The organism is Streptomyces candidus (genome assembly GCF_014207445.1).
Taxonomy (GTDB): domain Bacteria; phylum Actinomycetota; class Actinomycetes; order Streptomycetales; family Streptomycetaceae; genus Streptomyces; species Streptomyces candidus.
The window spans coordinates 33,022-50,650 of the sequence record NZ_JACHEM010000024.1 but is presented as its reverse complement, the minus strand read 5'-3'; the positions used below and the strand labels follow the sequence as shown (position 1 = coordinate 50,650).

The window sequence follows — 17,629 nt, the reverse complement described above, 5'->3', positions numbered from 1 at the left end:
CGCCGACCAGGCGACGACCGAACAAGCGAATCTGAACACCCGTCAACCCGCCCTGACCAGCTGATCAGCACCTCCCGAACAACGGGGGAACCTCAGGGGGAGCAGGGGGATTCCACTCGCGCTCCGGTACGAACCGCAGCGCACAGCCATGCCGGCCCGCCACGCGGATGTTGCGGAAGGCGACTGAAGGGTGGCGCCCGCGCAGCATGGCGACGAGGCAGGCTTCGGTCTGGGCCGCGAAGAGCTCGTAATGCCCGGTGGTCCGGTCAAGGTAGAGCGTGAATCGCTCGCAACGTTGCAGGTGAAAGGCTGCCTCCTCGCAGACCATGCGTAGAGCCGCGGAGCCTGGCGTCCGCTCCTCGATGTCCAGGGACGCGCTGGCCCAGAGGTACGTCATGGCCTCAATCCTATGAGGCAGGTACAGCTGCCCGGTCCACTCGCTGGGATGCTGGGAATCGACAACCGGGGTGGACGCAGGGGCCACCTTCGCCGTATCCAACTCGCTGACAAGCCAACGGAAATAAGGACGTCACCCGTGACTAGATCGCCCTCCTCGCCCGCCGAGGGCGCGCCTCGCACCTACGGTCTGGGGCCCCGCGTGGCTGTCGCGCTTGTGTTCGGCTCCTCGGCTGCGGTGCTGGTGGTCGAGATCGTCGCCCTGCGGCTACTGGCTCCGTATCTCGGCCTCACCCTTGAGACCAGCACGATGGTGATCGGCATCGCCCTCACCGCCATCGCCCTCGGTTCCTGGCTGGGCGGGCTCATTGCCGACCGGGTCGAACCACGACGGATCATAGCTCCCGCGCTCGGGGTGTCGGGTGCGGTCGTGGCGCTCACTCCCGCTGCCCTGCGCGCCACTGCGGAGTGGGCGCCGGTGGTGCTCTTCTTGGTCGCGGCGCTGACCATCCTTGTGCCGGGCGCGCTGCTCGCCGCAGTGACGCCGCTCGTGACCAAGCTGCGCCTCACCAGCCTTACCGAGACCGGAACAGTGGTCGGCCGTCTGTCCGGCGTTGGCACCGCCGGCTCCATCGTCGGCACCGTCCTCACGGGCTTCGTGCTTGTGTCCCGGTGGCCCGTCAGTGGGATTCTCGTCGGCCTTGGAACACTGCTGCTGGTCGGCTCGGTACTGACCGGGTGGCGAACACGAGGGTGGAGCGGCACCCCCGCCCTGGCCTTGATGGTCATTGCTGGCGGTCTCGCCACGACGGTCGTACCCGGTGACTGCGACACGGAGACCAGGTATCACTGCGTACAGGTCGTCGCGGACCCCGTCCGCGACGGCGGCCGCACACTCGTCCTTGACGGGGTGCGGCACTCCTACGTCGACACCACCGATCCGACGTACCTCAAATTCACCTATGTGCGGGCCATCGCGGGGGCGGTCGATTCGGCCTTTCCCGGACGTGAACCCCTCGTTGCCCACCACCTGGGCGGCGGCGGGCTCACCATTCCCCGATACCTCGCAGCCACGCGGCCCGGGACACGCAGCGTGGTGTCCGAGATCGACAGCGGAGTTGTGCGCGTCGACCGCGATCAACTCGGGCGGCCAGACCCTCGTACCGAGGTACGCGTCGAGGACGGCAGGCTCGGCCTGCGGCGCCTGGGCGAAGGGAGCCGTGACCTCATCATCGGCGACGCCTTCGGAGGCATGAGCGTGCCCTGGCACCTCACCACCACGGAAGCGATGGCCGATGTGCGGCGCGTGCTCACCAAGGACGGGCTCTACATCGCCAACCTCATCGACCACGGCGGTCTGGCCTTCGCCCGTGCCGAAGTGGCCACCCTCAGCGCGACCTTCAAGTACGTCTCCCTCGCCGGTAGGCCCGCCGACCTCGGCATCGACCCAAACGGCACCCCCGAGGGAGGCAACTTCGTGGTCCTCGCCTCCAATCGGCCGATTGATCTCCGTGCGACTCAGAAAGCGTTGGACGCCCGGCAAGTCGGCTGGGAGATCATTACCGGCGCTTCCCTCGCTTCCTGGGTCGGCGACGCCCAGCTGCTCACCGACGACTTTGCGCCCGTCGACCAGCTCCTCCAGCCCAGCCCGCGGCGTAGCCGGTAAGCAGCTGCGCAGAGAGCGGCGAGCCTCGCCGGTGTAAAAAACCACACCACGCGAGGGTGCCCGTGCCGGGGCAGAGAACAGGGCCCGTACCGGATCACTTCCGGTACGGGCCCTGTTGTTGACCTGCGATCAGCAGTGGATCAGTCGGCGCTGGGTACGGCCACGGGGTTCTGACCTCCCGTCGTAACTGCACAGGCCCAGGTCTACCGCGACCTGCGTATCGCTCCACCACGACACCCACGTCCCACCGTCGTACGCCACGCCCCAGGAAGCCGCGCGGATCGGAATCCCGTTGCGCAGGTGCATCGGGGGCCGCTCCCACACCAGGAACCCGGACGCGGACGGCAGGAGCTGCTCCAGGGCCTGGTGCCGGAGCTCGACCGCGTCGGCCGCCTCGCTGGCCTGCGTGGTGAAGTGGTACAGGTCCGCCGTCGTCAGGCGCTCCCGCTCGGCGTCGGCCAGGGCCGCGGCGCGGTCCTCGATCCGGGGCAGGGCCGCCACGCGCGGCGGCATCACGAACCGGACCCCCTGGGCCATCATGTACGCCCACGTCACAGCCGCGCTGGACCGGACGAAGTCCAAGGTCGGCAACCACAGCTCATGTGTGGACTCGGGGGGGTACGCGCGGTCACTCACAGGTTCTCCTCGATACTGGCGCGGGGCGGAGCCGCTATCACCGGTTCCACTCCGCCCACTCTTCCGCACCGCACTGACAGGCGCGGTGCCTTCACGTCATGCCAGAGCGGCCGTGACCTCCTCATCGGCTACTCCGGGCAACCGCACACTTAATGACGGGCCCGCCGATGCGGGAGCACTTGCTGCTACACCCAGGAGGGGGGCGTAGCAGGCCCGGTTCTCGTGTAGTTACGGCCGGTGTCGTCTGCGGGTATCCGTCCTGGTCAGAGGCTCGCACCGACTGATCGGTGCGAGCCTCGCTCAACTCCGAGCCTTCAGCGTGTGTCGGCCTGGCGTGCTTCGAGTTCGTCCAGTACCTGATTGATCTCGTTGTGCATCTGGGACTGACCTGTCTTCCAGGAGGTTTCGCCGTACTGCTCGGCGATTTTCCCCATGGCCTTCAGAGATGTCTCAAGCTGCTGAGTGCTGAGGTTGTCGTAGCGGCTCATCTGGGAATCCCTTCATGTTCACCATTCGTTGAGCTGACCCGACCGGGGGGCGTTCACACGAAGGTCTCGCCGTCGAGCTCTGAGCCGTCCGGTTCGCGCTGAAGCGTGCTCGTGCCGTCGGCGGAGATGTCGATGTAGTCCGGCCGCTCCCGGCGACGGGGGAGGAACCTGTCGAGCCAGCCGCGCGGCTCGGCGTCAGCCGGGTACATGTCCACGGACGCCAGGACGTCCAGCTGCTCCTTCGACAGGAGTTCGGCCCAGTCCGACGGGTAGATGGCGCTGCACCACAGCTGAAGCTCACCCTGCTCGATCACCACGCTGTAGGGGCTGTTGCGTACGCCGGCGCGGTAGCGGATGCGGTCCTGCAACCCGGTGGCGGTGTCACGGTTGAGGTAGACCCGGGCGACACGGGGGCCCTCCACCCAGGGGTAGGTCTCCGGGTGGCTCAGGATCTCGCCGACCCATGTGCGAAGCCCGAGCGGGTCGCCGACAGTGGGGGTCTGGCCGACAGGGGCCCAGGGGCGACCCCGGCGCAAGCGTGCGACCAGGTGCCCGCCGGTGTACTCCAGATTCCCCCCGCAGTGGTGCAGGCTCTCCTCGCTTGCTCGGACGACACCTCGCTCGATGTCGAACTCGATGAACCGGTAGTGCATGACCTCACGGGCGATCCCCCCGTCCCAGCCGAGTTCTTTGAGCAGCCGGACGCTGTTGCTCGGCCCCGTGCCGCCGTAGCCGGCCAGGCACTCCTCCACCCCCAACAGCTCGCCCTCCGCGTTGCGCAACAGCATGTTCGGCGCGGAGACCCGCGTGCCGTCGGCGAATGCTTTCGGGTGGCGCCCGGACTCCAGCAGGATGTCCGTCTCGGTCATGGCCACGGTCGCGCCAGTGACGTGTCCGAAGGCGCCGCTCTTGACGTACTGCGTCGCCTGGTAGGCGGAGAGGACCGGGACCAGTGGCGTCGAGTCCACGGGGTATGTGTCCTTCGCCGCCCGCTCGATCATGGTTCTGATCACCGGGTGAGTGACGCCCAGCTCCCGGGCGAGCGTTCGCCGACTGGCCTCCGCCTTGGCTTCCTCGTTGGCCTGGGCGAACTCGTCGAGCGCGGCCACGGCGCGGTCACGCTGCCGCTCGGCAGACTGCAAGTCCCGCTTGAGCGTTTGTACCTGACGATGACTCATCCGGACGCTGGTCATGCGGCGATTCAGCTCTCCCTTATCCATGACCGGAAAGGTATTGTACCGATGAGTGGAAAGCAAGGTATCCAATGAACGCGGAGAGGGTTTCCAAGAGCTTCCGTCGCACCCTGGCCCTGTGCTGACTCGTCGGGCCCGGTATGACGTCCCGAGGGTGGGTCACCGTCGAGCCGCCTACGGACAAGTCCCGCGAGCCGCTGCTCTACCCGCCAGGGTTGCTGGACTGAACACTCCATCGGCTACACCGGTGGGGTGTTTCGCGGCGAAACACCCCCGACAACCGGGCCGCGCCCAATAAGGGGCCCGCCCGCGAATTGCGATCGGGTCTAACGTCAGGCGAGTACCTGGCCGAGCAGGTCTCGCGGACGACCGCCGAGGGCCTGGTGAAGGACTTCGGTCCTGGATCGGATCAGGCCGTCACGGTAGGGAGCGGGGAGGCGGTCGAAGACGCCCGCTGCCATCTCGGCCGCCGCTGAGGGGTCGCCGTCGAGGCGCAGGCAGGCGGCGGTGTCCATCGCGATCAGGGCCCGGGTCATCACCGAGGGGGAATCGGTGAGGTCGAGGGCGTCGTCCTGGGCCGCGTAGGCAGCCTCGGTGTCCCCGAGGAGGGTGTATGCCTGGGAGAGGTGAACGAAATGCTTCTGCGCCGGATAGCCGAACCACGTGTCGGCCGCTTCGTGCCCGTCGAGGCGCTCCACCAGGCCCTGCGCGTCCGTGACTGCCATCCGGGCGCCCCGCTGGTCGCCGATGGCGGCGAGGGAGCGCGCGGTGACGGCCGCCGCCAAAGCCCCGGCTCCGGTGGGCGTTCGGCCGGCCGCTCTGCGGGCTCGGGCCGCGAGACGCACGGCCACTTCGGGTGCGCCGTAGTTCAGCGGCACCATCGCGTGCCGGGCCAGCACCCAGGCCGTCATCCTGCGGTCACCGGACTCCCGGGCCGCTTTCTCCGCTGTCGCGAACCAGCGGAATGCGTCTCCCTTGTCGCCCCGGTCGTGCTGCACGATGGCGACCAGGCCAGCGATTCCCGCGGCGGTGCGGGCGAGATCGGCGCGGGCACTGGCCGGATGAGGCTGATTGAGGACCTGGCCGAGGAGGACGAGGTCCGCCTGCATGTCGCTCAGCACGTCGTCGGGTGCCCTGCCGTGGTAGCCGCCCCGATGCCGTTCGAATGCCGACTCCAGGTAGGCGAGGTCACCGGCCCCCGTGCCTGCGAGCGCCCCGTCGATGCCTTCACGGGCCTGTGCGATGCCGGGCAACGCGGTCGCGCTCACAGCGGCGGCCGCCACCCCGAAGAACCTGCGTCGCTTCACGTCCTCTTTCTCCCTGCGCTGGCTGCGTCGGTGCTGCCGTGATGCGGCGACTGCCCGCTGCACGTCCGCGACGCTCAGCCCATACGCGAGGGCGATCGTCTCGTGCCAGTCCGGGACCGGTAACCGCTTCTCCAGTTCCCACCGCTTGATGTTTTCCCAGTCGAACCACCGGCCGCCCTGGGCCTGTTGGACGACCTTGGCCTGTTCGTCACGGGCGCGACCAGCGCCTTCTCGGATTGCTCGCAGTAAGACGCCAATGCCGTCTGGGGCCACCATGACACTTTCCCTCCGTCGCCGTCGGGTGAGGCCCTCATCCTGGCCCCCTGGAGCGGCCCCCCGCCGGGAAATGAACCCCTTCCTGGCCCCTCATTCCCTGTGTTCCCCGCCAGTTCAATGGGCGAACGCCGCTGACCCCTCGGCTCGCCCCCGGCACGACAGCGGAGGCGGGCCGAGGTTCCACCGGCCGCGCGGCGCCACCCGGACAGACAGACCACCTGGAGGGGATCATGGACACCGAAGCACCCGTGGAACGGCTGCCGGCTCGCGCGGCGTGGGAGGAGACGGGAACGGTTGTTGTTCCCGGTGTCCTTGAGCCGGACCGCTTCAAGGCCCTGGTCGAGGAGGCGCACGGCAGGCTCGACCTGGTCACGCCTCACGTCCACGAGCACACGGCCGCACACCGTGACGGCAGCTTCGCCTCGCCGGTCCACTGCGGCTTCATCCCCCCGGGCCCGGTGCTGGAGGCCCTGGCCTACGACAAGACCCTCCTGATGACCCTGCGCGAGGCCACCGGCATCCCGCGACTGATCCCGCGCGGGGGCGCCGTGGTCCTCTACAAGGAAGGCGACTTCCAGGGCCTGCACACGGACTCGGTGAAGTCCACCGTGACCGTCGCCTTCGCGCTGACGGAGGATCTGCCCCCGATGGGGTGGGCCCCGGAACTGATGGGCGCCTTCCCCGACCGCCTGGGTGAGGTCGTCACCGAACACGGCATCTTCCCCGAGGGGGAGGGCTACACCAGCCTGAGCCACCCGTACGGCGACGGCAGCGTCCGAGCGTTCGCCGGGTACCACGTGCCGCACTGGCGCCGGGCGCTCACGCTGCCCATGGGGATGCTGGTGACGATGTCGTTCATGGACCTGTGATGGGCATGACCACGCGTCAGCTCTGGCTGACGGAAGGCAGGGCGGTGGTTCCCGAGGACGTGGTCGACGCCGGGCTCTGGGAGGAGATCGCCGAGGAGGCCGCCCGGTGCGAACCCCGTGCGGTCGTCCGCCACAATCAGCGGCCCGGACTGCTGGTGATGCGGGACGGATCGATCACTTCGCCCCAGCGGTGCCGAGTCCACACCGGCGGAGACGCGCTCAGCCAGCTGGCCATGTCCAAGGGCCTCGCGGAGGTGGCGGCCGAAGCGACCGGCCGCGCCCGCATGACCCCGATCCGCTTCGGCTTGAAGTTCTACGAGCCCGGCGACTACATGCACGTCCACCGGGACGACGGGAAGTGTGAGATCACCTTCTCGTGCGGCCTGACCCCCGGCCTCGTCTCGATGGGATGGCTGCCCCGCCTGCGGTGGCTGACCACTCAGCAGGTGGCCGACCGTCTCGGAGAGACCCCATACCCGGACGGCGGCGAGACCTTCCCGGTCCGGCACCGCGTCCTCACCGGATTCGACGGAAGCCGAATCCCCCACTGGCGTACCCCGCTCGACTCCCAGTCGCGCGAGGTGCTGATCACCATCTGCTTCACCGACCTCTCGGTGTAGCGGCGCCCTTCCCCAGACCCAGGAGGAACGACCATGTCCCAGCAGATCCCGTCAGCCACCACGCAGGCCGTGGACCCGGCCGACTTCGTGGCCGAGCTGCATTCCGAGGGCAACATGCCGCAGAACTCCGGCGGCGACCCGGCCGTGCCGGACTCCGCCTTCCCCGACACCCACACCTACCCGCTGCCGTCCGCCTGACGGCGCCGTAGGCGGTAGCTGAACCCGCCCGGCCGTCGGTCACCCTCCATGACCTTTGGGTGCCCGGCGGCCGGGCTTCGGCATCTGCGAAGGGAAGAGCCCATGCGTAAGGCGTATTTCGACGGCACTCACCGAACCCGCCATCCCGATCAGACCTGGGAGGCCATCCGGCCGCTGCTGATGACGTACGGCATCACCCGTGTCGCTGACGTGACCGGACTGGACGACCTCGGTATTCCGGTGACCATGGCCGTGCGCCCCCTGGCCCGCACTCTGTCCGTCGCCCAGGGAAAAGGTGCGACGCTGGCCGCCGCCCGGGTCTCGGGCGCGATGGAAGCGATCGAGGCGTGGCACGGCGAGCGAGCCGTCCCGATCGCCGATGTCCGGGCCCCGGCCGACGGCCTCGGGCTGGATCTGCCCTATCCCGTGACCGCCCTGGAGAGCCACCCCGGATCTCTGGTCACCAGCCGGACAGTCCTGGACTGGATCACCGCGCGTTCGGCGCTGAACGGTGAACCCGTGCTCGTCCCGGCGGCGTGCGTGCAGCTGGGTCGCGAAGTCCACGACCGGTGGCGGCTTCACCTGCCCAGTGCATCCACGAACGGTCTCGCCTCCGGCAACACCCGCGCCGAGGCCGTCGTCCACGCTCTGGCCGAACTGGTCGAGCGCGACACGATCAGCGTTCTCGCCGACCAGCGGGACGGCGGCCAGCTCATCGACCCGGACAGCATCGACGACGAGCACTGTGCGGCGCTGATCAACCGGGCGCGGGAGGCCGGGGCCTGGCTGGAGCTGTGGCACCTCCCCAACCGGTTCGAAGTGCCCGTCATGAGCTGTTACCTGTGGCGCGAGGACCAGCCGGCCCTGCTGGTCTCCGGCTCCGGCGCCCACCTGGACCCCCACGTGGCGCTCTCCCGGGCGATCACGGAGGCAGCTCAGTCCCGGCTCACCCAGATCACGGGCAGCCGGGAGGACATCCACCCGGCCGCGTACCGGCCCGCCGTACACCGCAGCCCTCAACCCGCCCCGGGCCCCGGCCTCAGCTGGGCTGAAGTGGCCGCCCAGCACACCACCGGGTTCGCCACGGACGACGGCGAGGCCGAGCACCTGGCCGCCCGCCTCGCGGCCGTCACCGGCCACCACCCGCTCGTGGTGGACCTCACCCACGGACCCCACCAACGCAGCGAGTTCGCCGTCGTCAAGGTGCTGGCCCCCGCCCTGCGGTACGACGCCCGGCACATCATTCCCCGACCGAACCAGGAGACGGCAGCATGACCGTTCACGTCTTCTCCGGCCCCACCGTGCCCGCCGCACGGGTCCACGAGGTCCTCCCCGACGCTGTGACGCACCCTCCGGTCCGGCACGGCGACCTGATGCGACTCGGCGCCGGCCCCGGCGACACGGTGCTGATCATCGATGGACTCTGGCACCAGAGCGCGCCGGTGCGGCACAAGGAGATCCTGGCGCTGCTGGCCGACGGGGCCACCGTGGCCGGGGCCGCCAGTATGGGGGCCTTGCGGGCCGCCGAGCTCGCCCCGTATGGCATGGTCGGCATCGGGCGCATCTTCGAGGACTTCCGCAGCGGCGCCCTGGACGCGGACGACGAAGTCGCCGTGCTGCACACCGACGACGGCCTCCCGTTGTCCGAAGCTCTCGTGAACCTGCGAGCCGCCCTGACCCGGGCTGCCGCTGACGGACAGCTGGACGATGCCGAAGCTCAGCGGCTCGTAGACCTGGCCCGTTCCCTTCCCTATACGTCGCGGTCGTGGACCGCGCTGGGACGTTTCGCGGCGGGGGAGGGGCTGGGGGCCGCGTTCAGCCGGGCCGACGCATGGCGCCGTACGCATCCCTGCAACGCCAAGCGGGAGGACGCTGAACAGGCCCTCGCTCTGGTGGCCGCCGGACTGCCCGCGGTACCCGGCGCCGGGGCGTGGGCAGGCGAGCCGTGGCAGACCAGTTTCGTCCGGTACTGGCAAGCGGCCTTCCGGACGGGCGCGGTGGCGTGCGGGCAACCCGTGAGCTTCCTCGCCCTCCTGCACCATCAACAGCTGTACGACCCAGGGTTCCCGGATCGGTGGCGAAGGCGGGTCCTGGCCGCCCTTGCGCATGAGGCAGACGACGACGCGTGTCGGCCGGTGCGATCCCCGGCGGTGGAGCGGTCCGCCCTGCGGTCTGCTGCGGCCGCAGGCGTGGAGGTGGCCAGCATGTCCGGTGACCAGCTCGCCCACTGGCTCACCGAGGAAGAGGTGGGCCAGCTCGCGCCCGAGGAAGCGCTGGTGCGGGTCATCGTCCGCTCCGCTCGTCTGGACGGGGCTTGGACGGTGTGGCCCGCCGCGGTGGCCGAGGCGGGCGACCTGCTCGGCTCCGTCCCCCCGGCGGCCGAGGCCGTGGCCGCCGCGTTCGCCGTCAACACCGAGGTCGAGGCGGCCGACCCGCACCACACCACAGCCCACCTCAGCATCGAGCGCATCGCCGCTCATCTCACCCAGCGCTGGGGACTTCCCGAGGAGTACGGCCGGGCTGGACTTGATGCGGCGGCCCGGGACCGGGCGTTCCGTGACTTCGCCGGCGCCGTCGAGGTGGCCCGAGCGTTCTACCTCTCCGCCCGCGCCGCGGCCGCGACCCCGTCGGCGTCCTTGGTCGCTTCCGGTGCGAGGCAGAGCCCCCGGACCTGAGCGATGGCCAGCGGCACGAGGGCGGCGGCCGTGATGATCAGAGCGCCCGATGCCAGGGTCGTGCGGAGCCCAAACAGGTGGGAGGCAGGACCGGCGAGGAGATAGCCGAAGGGCACGGGCAGGATCTGCCCGAGCGTCGAGTAGGACAGGGTTCGGCCCAGCCGGTCCGCCGGAATCCTCTCCTGCACCAGCGAGGCCCACACGGTCATGCTGACCGCCAGCCCCGTGCCCGCCACCGCCGTGGCGATCACGAGCACGGGAAGCGGTACGGCCGCCGCCATCGCCGCCAGCGGCACCGCCATGGAGCCGGTGCCCGCGCAGACGACGAGCCCGACCTGGCGCGGCTTCCACATCAAGGCGAGTGCCGCCCCGGCCACCAGTCCGGCGGTGAAACCGGAGACCACCACGCCCCACGGGGCGGCGCCGCCGAGCACCTGCTGTCCGTACACCGGACCGAGCAGCTGGTAACCAACCAGCCACACGGGAACGATCACAGCGGCCTGGCAGACCATCACCCACAGCCAGCGGCGGGAGCGGAAGTCATCCCAGCCCTCACGCAGATCGGAGGTGAATCCGGTACGGACCTTCACGGTCTTGGCCTTGAGGCTGATGCGGGAGAAGAGGAGGGCCGAGGCGGCGAACGTCAACGCATCCCACCCGAGAGCCCAGCCAGGACCGACCACGGCGACCAGGACGCCACCCAGGGCGGGCCCCGCGACCTTCACGGTGTTCTGGCCGATCTTCAGCAGAGCGTTGGCCGCGTGCCGGAGCTCCGCCGGGACCACCTCCACGACGATGCCCCCGGCAGCCGGGGTGAAGAAAGCCCCCGCAGCCCCGCAGACAGCCGACATCGCCACCAGGTGCCAGACCTGGGCCGTACCCGAGACCAGCAGCAGCACCGCCGCCGCCTCCGCGACCGCACAGACGATGTTGGACCACACCATGACCCGAGCCCGGGAAAGCCGGTCCGCGACGACCCCGCCCACGAGCAGCAGCAGGATCTGAGGCACGACGCTCGCCGCGAGGACAGCTCCCAGCGCACCGGGGCCACCGCCGATCTGGAGGACTGCGAAGGCCAGACCGATCGGTGCGACGGCTGAGCCGGTCCAGGAGAGCAGGCGGGCGGTGAAGTGCAGCCGGTACGGCCTGATGGCCAGCGGAGCGCCTGCTTCCCGGACCCGGCCCGTCCAGCTGATACGTGGAACGGGCCCCGCTGGACTCCGGTCGTGCAGCCGCCGCGCCTTACGCAAGATCCAACTCCACCCAGAGAACACGAAATCCCGGCAGCGAGATGCCACCGGGAAGGTCCTCCCGACTCTAGAGCAACCCGAAGATCGTGTGTCGCAGACGCACCAACAGGCACCCGGCAGGGGCACCCCGTCGCTGTCCGTCCCCGCAGGTAGCTTTGGGGATCGAGAGCAAGGAGGGGCACATGGCCGACGGGGAAACCGCCCTGAAGTTCCAACTGATCATCCAGGACGAGGCCGCCCTGGACCGTGACCGCGCTCTGGTCGCCTTCCTCAAGGCCCGGATCGCCGAGCGGGCGAAGGCGGCGGAGGAGGAAGAGGAGCGTCTGCTGGCCGGGGTGAACCGAAGCCTGCTGGAGTTCGAGGAGAAGTTCGAGCACCCGCACCGCGGCGACGACCGGCACAGCTTCTTCGCCGGACAGATGCAGGCCCTCGGCTGGTCGCTGCGCTGCACTGCCTTCGCCGCGTTCTCCGAGCACCCGGACTTCCGGCAGGACTTCCGACCGTGATGCCCCGCCCGGAAGTCGCCCAGCGTCCCGCCGGCGACGTCGTTCGGGCACCGACCCGAGCGGAGGACGCCTTTGCCAAGATCCGCGAGGACCTCGGGCAGGTGGCACCCCGCGACCCGAAGGACCGCAAGCTGGGCCCGCGCCGCTACCGCATGGACATCCTGCGCGACATCTGCACGGCCGAGACGTTCACCACCGTCATGAGCTGGCTCGCGTCCTCCACGATCCCCAGCATCAACACCAAGCGGAATTATGCCGACGACCTGCGGTTCTGGCATGGATTCGCCCAGGAACTCGGGCACGAGCGCTTCTACATCGGGTGCATCACCCGTGGGGACGTCACCACCTGGAGGCTCAGCGAGGAGAAGCGAGAGCGGGCGGACCGCAGCATCGCGCGCCGCCTGTCGGCCCTGTCCTCCCTCACGGCCTTCGCCGCCGAGGAATCGCAGACCTTCGTCCCCAACCCGGTCACCCGCCACAACCGCCCCCGGATCGACCAGCACGACGAGACCACCGCCACCCCGATGCTGGAGGTCGAGGAGTTCGGCGCCCTGTTCGACTGGGCGGCCTGCCTGCGCGACGTCGTGGTGACCTCCCTGGTCTACGTCTTCGCCGGCCGTGTCAGCGAGTGGTGCCAGGCCGACGTCACCGACTTCCACGACGGCCGCAAACCCGTGATCGACCTGACCCGCAAGGGCAACAAGGGCAGGCAGTGGGACGTCCCGCACATGCTCGCCGAGCTCCTGGTCCTCCTCATCGACGGACGGACCGAGGGGCCGCTGCTTCTGGACTCCGAGGGCCGACGCCTAGACCGACACGACGTCGACCGCATCCTGACCCGTCTCGGGAAGCGGGCGGGAGTCCTTACCGGCCGCGACCTGACCCCGCACGTATTGCGAGTCAGCCGCCTGACCCACATGTGGGACGACGGCACACCGCTGGAGGACATCCAGGAGTTCGCCGGACACGACGACCCGGCGACGACTCTTTCCTACATCCGGCGCCGTGGTGACCAGGAACGCCGTGCCCGGCACGCGGCCGCCGGTGTCGACAAGTTCAGCGCCCAGTTGGGGCGCTGGCTCCCGCCGGGCGCATGATGCGTCAACCCCGCGGCCGTCCGCTCCAGGAGCCGCAGCGCAGGAGTTCTCGGGCATGGTGTTGCCATGAGTGAGAGCGCCTTCTCCCGCGCAACCGCTGTGGCCGTCGCCGAGGCCGTGCGTCCCTGGCTGAGCACGGATGTCGATGAGCCTCCGCCCGCTGCCGCGATCGTGGCAGCGCTGCGGACCGCCGAAGCCGAGCACAGCGGCCACCAACGCGATCTGTGGGGCCATGCAGTGGGTAACGCCACCTGTGCCATGACCGCGCAGGACAACCACAGCGCGCGCTGGCTGTGGGCGACCGTCCTCGACTACGCCCGGCTAGCCACTGCGGCGAACCGGGCGGCGGCCGTCACCCTTTCGGGTGGAGTCCCCGAACCCGCCCCAGCTTGACGAACATGCCTTCACCTCACCCCGGCCGAGCCGAGGGTTCAGTCCTCGCCGACACTGTCCCGCTCCTTGAGTGGGGCCTGGTCGGGTGCGGGTCGAGGAGTAGGGGTGATCCGATGCACCACAAGGGCGGCTTGTTAGCGTCGGCGGCATGTGTGTGGATATTCGTACTGTGCTGCGTAAGCACCAGGAAGACCTGCGGCGCTTTCGATCGGCCCTGTTCTCCACGGACCCGGCCGGTAGCGGCGGCCTGGCCCCCGTAAGCCGCTTCGGACCGGTGCGCTCGGTGACCGACCGGCATGCCGTCCTCACCATCGTCGGGGACATCAGCGACCAGGCCGTACTCCTGGAGCGGCAGGGTCGGGCAGGGAGCGTGTTGACGCTGTCGGTTGCCGCGCAGCACAAGCAGCTCGGCACTCGCCAGGCAGTCGACCCGGCGGAGGCGCGGGCCTGGGTGGGGGAGATCGTGGGTCCCAGCTGGCTGCCGCATCTCTACTCTGCGGGTGCGCTGAGCGGCCTCACCAAGGGCGGGTCCTCCACGTCGAGGCCGTTTACGACGCGGTACTTCTATCTGTTCCTGGGCGCGGACGGTGTCCCGCACGCCGAGCCGGAGCATCAGCTCGGCGTGCAACTGTCGCTGCTCGTCGACACGCCCTGACGACCATCAAAGACCGAGGCGAATGTTGTCTGCTGTGGCGCTCAGCGGCAGCCGTAGGACTGGAGCAGCTCCCGGGACGCATCGTCAGCCGGAGCCAGTGGACGCGTACCTCCGTTGACGGCGTGCGTCAGCTTGAGCACCGGGTACTTGTACCCCTTCGGAGTGCCCTGCGGGATGGACCCGCCCGGCCAGATTTCCATGCGGTCATCGCCCGTGGCCGCCCACGTGACGACACTTGCGTTGTCCTTGCCGTACGGCGTTGCGGCCAGGCACTGGCCCGGACCGCCTAGTTCTGCTTCGTACCGGGCCCAGGAGCTCATGAAGATGTGCGACGAGATGCTGTTCACGCCCCACACCGCGGCGAAGGCCAGGGCCAGCGAGATCACTGCGAGCCTCGGGGTCAGCGTGCGCCGCTGAAACCCGAAGAGGCGGAACAGGCCCCACCCGGCGGCGAAGCCGATGCCGGCCGCCCCGGCCCACACGGCTCCGGACAGCCACAGGTGATCGAAGGGAAGGCGGGCGTGGGAGGTGACCGTGATGGCCGATGCCATGCATCCGACGGCGCAGGTCGCCGCGAGGAACGGGAGGCTGCTGTCGTCCCGGGGAAGGCCGCCGGGACGGTCGGGTGTTGCTGCGGTGGGTGCGGTTTCCATCACGCGACGCTCCGACTGACGGGAAGAAGGCGTTCGGCGCACCGGTCCGCCGCCTCGATGTTCACGAAGAACGTGGTCACGCCGTGTTCCTCGGAGGCGGCAAGCTCGGTCAGCTGAGCGAGCTTCATGCCTCGATCGGTCGTACGCCGGAATTCTGCGAGCTGCTTGGCCACCGCCTCCCGCAGTACCGGGTCGGCGCCGCGGTCTTCCAGGCACGCCGCGATCCGTTCCTGGAGATCACCGTTTTCGAGTTCGTTCGCCAGCAGCGCCGCGACGGCGATGCGGCCAACTCTGCGGCGTGCGAAGAACTTACTGACAATGTTGGTCACTGTGTCTTCCTCCCCTGCTGCCACCTGCTGTCGGTGACGGTACCCACATGCCGTGGACCTTCAGTCCCGGCTTGAGGTAGACGAGAGGTCGAGCGCGAGATGGTGCTACGGCGTGCGCGTGATGCTTGCCAGGCGGGCCTTCATCTCCTCGCCCACGTCGGCCCCGTTCATCCACTCCGTGAGGTGGTCGTGGTCTTTCGCCGGCAGCGAGCCCAGCTCAAGACCCGAGTAGAGAAGGCCGCTCATGAGGGTCGTCTTAACCGTCTCTGGCGAACACATTGTCGTCAGGAGCCCCTGAAACGTCAGGGCCGCGGCCTCGTCACCTGCGGCGGAGGCATCGACGTACGCGCGAAACAGCATCGCCGCGCGCAGCTGGTCGGCAAGGAGTTCGCGGTCCTCGGGGCTGGTGGCTGCCTCGGCCAGCAGGTGGTCCTCGATCTTCTTGGCCTGCTCCACGTCACCGGCCATGAGGGCATCGCGGAAAGCCTTCGCCTGGCGGGTCTCGAAGATGTCCGGCAACTGTGTCGTCACGGAAAGCCCCCTCTGGTGCACGTTCGGTCCGTACGAGCGTATGCCGCTCGGCCTGCCGTCGGTGAAGATGCCCAGAAGCGGCTGAGATCAGTCGGTGTCCGGGCGCGGGCGGTGCTCGTCGATGAGGTCGGTCAGCCAGTCGGGGATGTGGTGACCGGGCTCCCCAGGCGCGAATGTCCGCTCGGCGTCTTCGCCGGTCCTGGTGCGGGTGCGGTCGAGGCCGGGACCCTGCACGGTGACGGTCCCCGCCTGCTCCCACCGGCCGTTACGCATTTCATACGACAGATCAGCGACCGAAGCGACCAAGCCCCGGCCAATAGCGGCGGCGATCTCCCAGTGGCCGGGGATGTCGGCGGTCACCTGCTTCGTGGGGGGTGCCTTCTTCGCCATCGGTTCTCTTCTCCTCAGTACTGCGGGGGAATCCGACGAACCTACACGGATCGGATGCCGTCTTGATGGTGCAGAATGCTACCAAGTCGGCAGGGGGATAATTAACCTGCATCTGTGATCTCGGAGGGAGTCAGGGTGTCCACGAGCACCGACGAAGATCGCTTCCCGGCGGTCGAGGAGCTGCCCGCGCTGATCCAGGGGGTGCTGGACGACCCGGAGACCACCGAAGGCGTGAAGAAGCATGTGCGCTGGGTCCACGGCACAATCCGGGAGGCGCTGAAGCTGGAGGACTACAAGGCGCAGTACGGCACGTCAATGCGGAAGCTGCTCGGCCCCGGGGCCACCGCCCTGTGCGAGATGACCGACAACGGGGAGCTGCGCCTGCGGGGATACAAGAACAACCCCAAGGGGGTGACCACCTCGCAGCGGCGCAGGTCGAGCGTCCTGCGCCGGCTGGCCCGCGAGGCGGGTGTCCCCAGCGGCGCCATTTCCTACCCCAAGCCGCCCCGGAAGGCGACGATGCCCGCCTGGGCCCGCAGTCAGCTGCACAACGAACTGAAGACGCAGGTGGAAAAGCAGCCCTCCGACCCCGGCCGTGCCCGGCTCCTCGTCGTCATTGGCATGGTCCTGGACGCCGCCCCGCGCACGGGTGAGCTCTGCGCCTGCGGCATTGCCGACCTCGCTCCCGATCTGTCGTGGGTGAAGATCGTCCGCAACCCGCAGGCCGTCGCCTCGGACCTGCACCTCACCGAAGTGTGGCCGGTCTCGCCCATCACCCAGGCAGCCGTGGAGAACTGGCTGCCGATCAGGGCGCAGTTGCTCACGGGCCTTCAAGGAGGCGCCCGTTCGCTGCTCGTGTCCCACGGCCACGGTGCCTACCGGCGCGGTACCCCGCTGGGCAGGAAGGGGCTCATCGAGAGCTACGTCGCCCAGGTCGAGGAGCTCAAGCGTGCGGTGACCGGCGTCGGCGGGAAGGGCTGGGAGCTGCCGGAGGGCCTGGAGCAACTGCGGCTCGGGGTGCAGGAGCACCGCAGCGCCTACGCCGCCGAGCAGGCGGCCGGGGCGAAAACCCCGCGCTGGGGTCCGGCCGTGGTGCTCAACCCCCTGCTGCCGGAGGAGGGGGAGAAGAAGAAGACGGCGGCCGCGATGGCGAAGACGGTCAAGGCCGTCGACGCCTTCCACGCCGCGCGCGCGTCTGCCGGCGACGAGACAGACCCCACGGTTCTGCGGGCCCGGCGCACCCTTCGGGACACGACGCGGGCGGCGTGGGCACGGACCGACCACACCACCGTCCTCAAACTCCTCCACCAGGCCAAGCTCGCCAATGACGACCTTCCGGCGGCGGGGTACAACGAGCTGCTGCTGGACGCCCTGGAACGGGCGTGAACCGGCGGCACGGTGCCTCCGGCGCCGATCCTCCACCGCAGAGCGGCTCGATGACCACGCAACCGGGCAGGAACAAGAGGATCGTGGTTCAGAACGACAGTCACGGACGACCTTG

The 17,629-nt window shown here is 69.3% G+C and carries 21 protein-coding genes; 11 read left to right on the top strand and 10 right to left on the bottom strand.

What is annotated here, in order from left to right; translation table 11 throughout:
• Positions 1 to 64 precede the first annotated feature (64 nt).
• A complete protein-coding gene (locus tag HNQ79_RS30010; protein WP_185036137.1) occupies positions 65 to 397 on the bottom strand; it encodes a hypothetical protein in 333 nt (110 codons plus the stop codon).
• A 138-nt stretch (positions 398 to 535) separates the two neighbouring features.
• Between HNQ79_RS30010 and HNQ79_RS30005 the strand changes: the two genes are divergently transcribed.
• Positions 536 to 2,062 carry a fused MFS/spermidine synthase gene (locus tag HNQ79_RS30005; protein ID WP_229923726.1) on the top strand — a complete coding sequence of 509 codons (1,527 nt, stop codon included), beginning with the start codon at positions 536 to 538 and terminating at the stop codon, positions 2,060 to 2,062.
• A 129-nt stretch (positions 2,063 to 2,191) separates the two neighbouring features.
• On the opposite strand, the gene HNQ79_RS30000 is transcribed toward HNQ79_RS30005, so the two are convergent.
• The 4 genes from HNQ79_RS30000 to HNQ79_RS29985 all read right to left on the bottom strand — a co-directional run bounded on the left by HNQ79_RS30000 (position 2,192) and on the right by HNQ79_RS29985 (position 5,962).
• On the bottom strand, positions 2,192 to 2,698 hold the full coding sequence (locus HNQ79_RS30000) for a hypothetical protein (RefSeq protein WP_185036135.1): 507 nt from the start codon (positions 2,696 to 2,698) through the stop codon (positions 2,192 to 2,194).
• Between the two features lie 314 nt (positions 2,699 to 3,012).
• Complete coding sequence (locus HNQ79_RS29995; RefSeq protein ID WP_185036134.1) at positions 3,013 to 3,186, bottom strand: hypothetical protein; 174 nt, start codon at positions 3,184 to 3,186, stop codon at positions 3,013 to 3,015.
• 53 nt (positions 3,187 to 3,239) lie between these two features.
• Positions 3,240 to 4,406 carry a hypothetical protein gene (locus HNQ79_RS29990; protein ID WP_185036133.1) on the bottom strand — a complete coding sequence of 389 codons (1,167 nt, stop codon included), beginning with the start codon at positions 4,404 to 4,406 and terminating at the stop codon, positions 3,240 to 3,242.
• A gap of 305 nt (positions 4,407 to 4,711) precedes the next feature.
• Positions 4,712 to 5,962 (bottom strand): NsdA family TPR-like regulatory protein, encoded by a 1,251-nt coding sequence (locus HNQ79_RS29985; RefSeq protein WP_229923725.1) that lies wholly within the window; start codon positions 5,960 to 5,962, stop codon positions 4,712 to 4,714.
• A 230-nt stretch (positions 5,963 to 6,192) separates the two neighbouring features.
• Here HNQ79_RS29985 and HNQ79_RS29980 point away from each other — a divergent pair, with 230 nt between their 5' ends.
• The 5 genes from HNQ79_RS29980 to HNQ79_RS29960 all read left to right on the top strand — a co-directional run bounded on the left by HNQ79_RS29980 (position 6,193) and on the right by HNQ79_RS29960 (position 10,324).
• The gene (locus HNQ79_RS29980) at positions 6,193 to 6,831 is read left to right on the top strand and encodes a hypothetical protein (protein WP_185036132.1); all 639 of its coding nucleotides are present in this window, start codon (positions 6,193 to 6,195) and stop codon (positions 6,829 to 6,831) included.
• Between the two features lie 5 nt (positions 6,832 to 6,836).
• The gene (locus HNQ79_RS29975; protein ID WP_229923724.1) at positions 6,837 to 7,451 is read left to right on the top strand and encodes a hypothetical protein; all 615 of its coding nucleotides are present in this window, start codon (positions 6,837 to 6,839) and stop codon (positions 7,449 to 7,451) included.
• 33 nt (positions 7,452 to 7,484) lie between these two features.
• The gene (locus HNQ79_RS29970; RefSeq protein WP_185036130.1) at positions 7,485 to 7,649 is read left to right on the top strand and encodes a hypothetical protein; all 165 of its coding nucleotides are present in this window, start codon (positions 7,485 to 7,487) and stop codon (positions 7,647 to 7,649) included.
• A 102-nt stretch (positions 7,650 to 7,751) separates the two neighbouring features.
• The gene (locus HNQ79_RS29965; protein WP_185036129.1) at positions 7,752 to 8,924 is read left to right on the top strand and encodes a YcaO-like family protein; all 1,173 of its coding nucleotides are present in this window, start codon (positions 7,752 to 7,754) and stop codon (positions 8,922 to 8,924) included.
• The gene (locus tag HNQ79_RS29960; RefSeq protein WP_185036128.1) at positions 8,921 to 10,324 is read left to right on the top strand and encodes a TfuA-like protein; all 1,404 of its coding nucleotides are present in this window, start codon (positions 8,921 to 8,923) and stop codon (positions 10,322 to 10,324) included. The genes HNQ79_RS29965 and HNQ79_RS29960 overlap by 4 nt, the downstream gene beginning before the upstream one ends.
• Here the strand turns inward: HNQ79_RS29960 and HNQ79_RS29955 are convergent.
• Positions 10,243 to 11,574, bottom strand: coding sequence for an MFS transporter (locus HNQ79_RS29955; RefSeq protein WP_185036127.1), 1,332 nt, complete (start codon positions 11,572 to 11,574; stop codon positions 10,243 to 10,245). The genes HNQ79_RS29960 and HNQ79_RS29955 overlap by 82 nt on opposite strands.
• A gap of 182 nt (positions 11,575 to 11,756) precedes the next feature.
• Between HNQ79_RS29955 and HNQ79_RS29950 the strand changes: the two genes are divergently transcribed.
• From HNQ79_RS29950 to HNQ79_RS29935, 4 genes are all read left to right on the top strand, one after another.
• Positions 11,757 to 12,080, top strand: a complete 324-nt coding sequence (locus HNQ79_RS29950) for a hypothetical protein (protein ID WP_185036126.1) — start codon at positions 11,757 to 11,759, stop codon at positions 12,078 to 12,080.
• The gene (locus HNQ79_RS29945) at positions 12,080 to 13,177 is read left to right on the top strand and encodes a tyrosine-type recombinase/integrase (protein WP_185036125.1); all 1,098 of its coding nucleotides are present in this window, start codon (positions 12,080 to 12,082) and stop codon (positions 13,175 to 13,177) included. Before HNQ79_RS29950 ends, HNQ79_RS29945 begins: the two co-directional genes overlap by 1 nt.
• Before the next feature lie 66 nt (positions 13,178 to 13,243).
• Entirely contained in the window at positions 13,244 to 13,570 is a 327-nt protein-coding gene (locus tag HNQ79_RS29940) for a hypothetical protein (protein ID WP_185036124.1), read from the top strand.
• Positions 13,571 to 13,739: 169 nt separating this feature from the next.
• The gene (locus tag HNQ79_RS29935; RefSeq protein ID WP_229923723.1) at positions 13,740 to 14,225 is read left to right on the top strand and encodes a hypothetical protein; all 486 of its coding nucleotides are present in this window, start codon (positions 13,740 to 13,742) and stop codon (positions 14,223 to 14,225) included.
• 41 nt (positions 14,226 to 14,266) lie between these two features.
• Here HNQ79_RS29935 and HNQ79_RS29930 read toward each other — a convergent pair whose 3' ends face one another.
• The 4 genes from HNQ79_RS29930 to HNQ79_RS29915 all read right to left on the bottom strand — a co-directional run bounded on the left by HNQ79_RS29930 (position 14,267) and on the right by HNQ79_RS29915 (position 16,128).
• Positions 14,267 to 14,878: a hypothetical protein gene (locus tag HNQ79_RS29930; RefSeq protein WP_229923722.1), complete on the bottom strand. Its 612-nt coding sequence runs from the start codon at positions 14,876 to 14,878 to the stop codon at positions 14,267 to 14,269.
• Positions 14,878 to 15,207 carry a hypothetical protein gene (locus HNQ79_RS29925; RefSeq protein WP_185036122.1) on the bottom strand — a complete coding sequence of 110 codons (330 nt, stop codon included), beginning with the start codon at positions 15,205 to 15,207 and terminating at the stop codon, positions 14,878 to 14,880. The genes HNQ79_RS29930 and HNQ79_RS29925 overlap by 1 nt, the downstream gene beginning before the upstream one ends.
• 105 nt (positions 15,208 to 15,312) lie before the next feature.
• Positions 15,313 to 15,738: a hypothetical protein gene (locus HNQ79_RS29920; protein ID WP_229923721.1), complete on the bottom strand. Its 426-nt coding sequence runs from the start codon at positions 15,736 to 15,738 to the stop codon at positions 15,313 to 15,315.
• Positions 15,739 to 15,825: 87 nt separating this feature from the next.
• Complete coding sequence (locus HNQ79_RS29915; protein ID WP_185036120.1) at positions 15,826 to 16,128, bottom strand: hypothetical protein; 303 nt, start codon at positions 16,126 to 16,128, stop codon at positions 15,826 to 15,828.
• A 135-nt stretch (positions 16,129 to 16,263) separates the two neighbouring features.
• On the opposite strand from HNQ79_RS29915, the gene HNQ79_RS29910 reads away from it, so the two are divergent.
• Positions 16,264 to 17,514: a hypothetical protein gene (locus tag HNQ79_RS29910; protein WP_185036119.1), complete on the top strand. Its 1,251-nt coding sequence runs from the start codon at positions 16,264 to 16,266 to the stop codon at positions 17,512 to 17,514.
• The last annotated feature ends 115 nt before the right edge of the window (positions 17,515 to 17,629 follow it).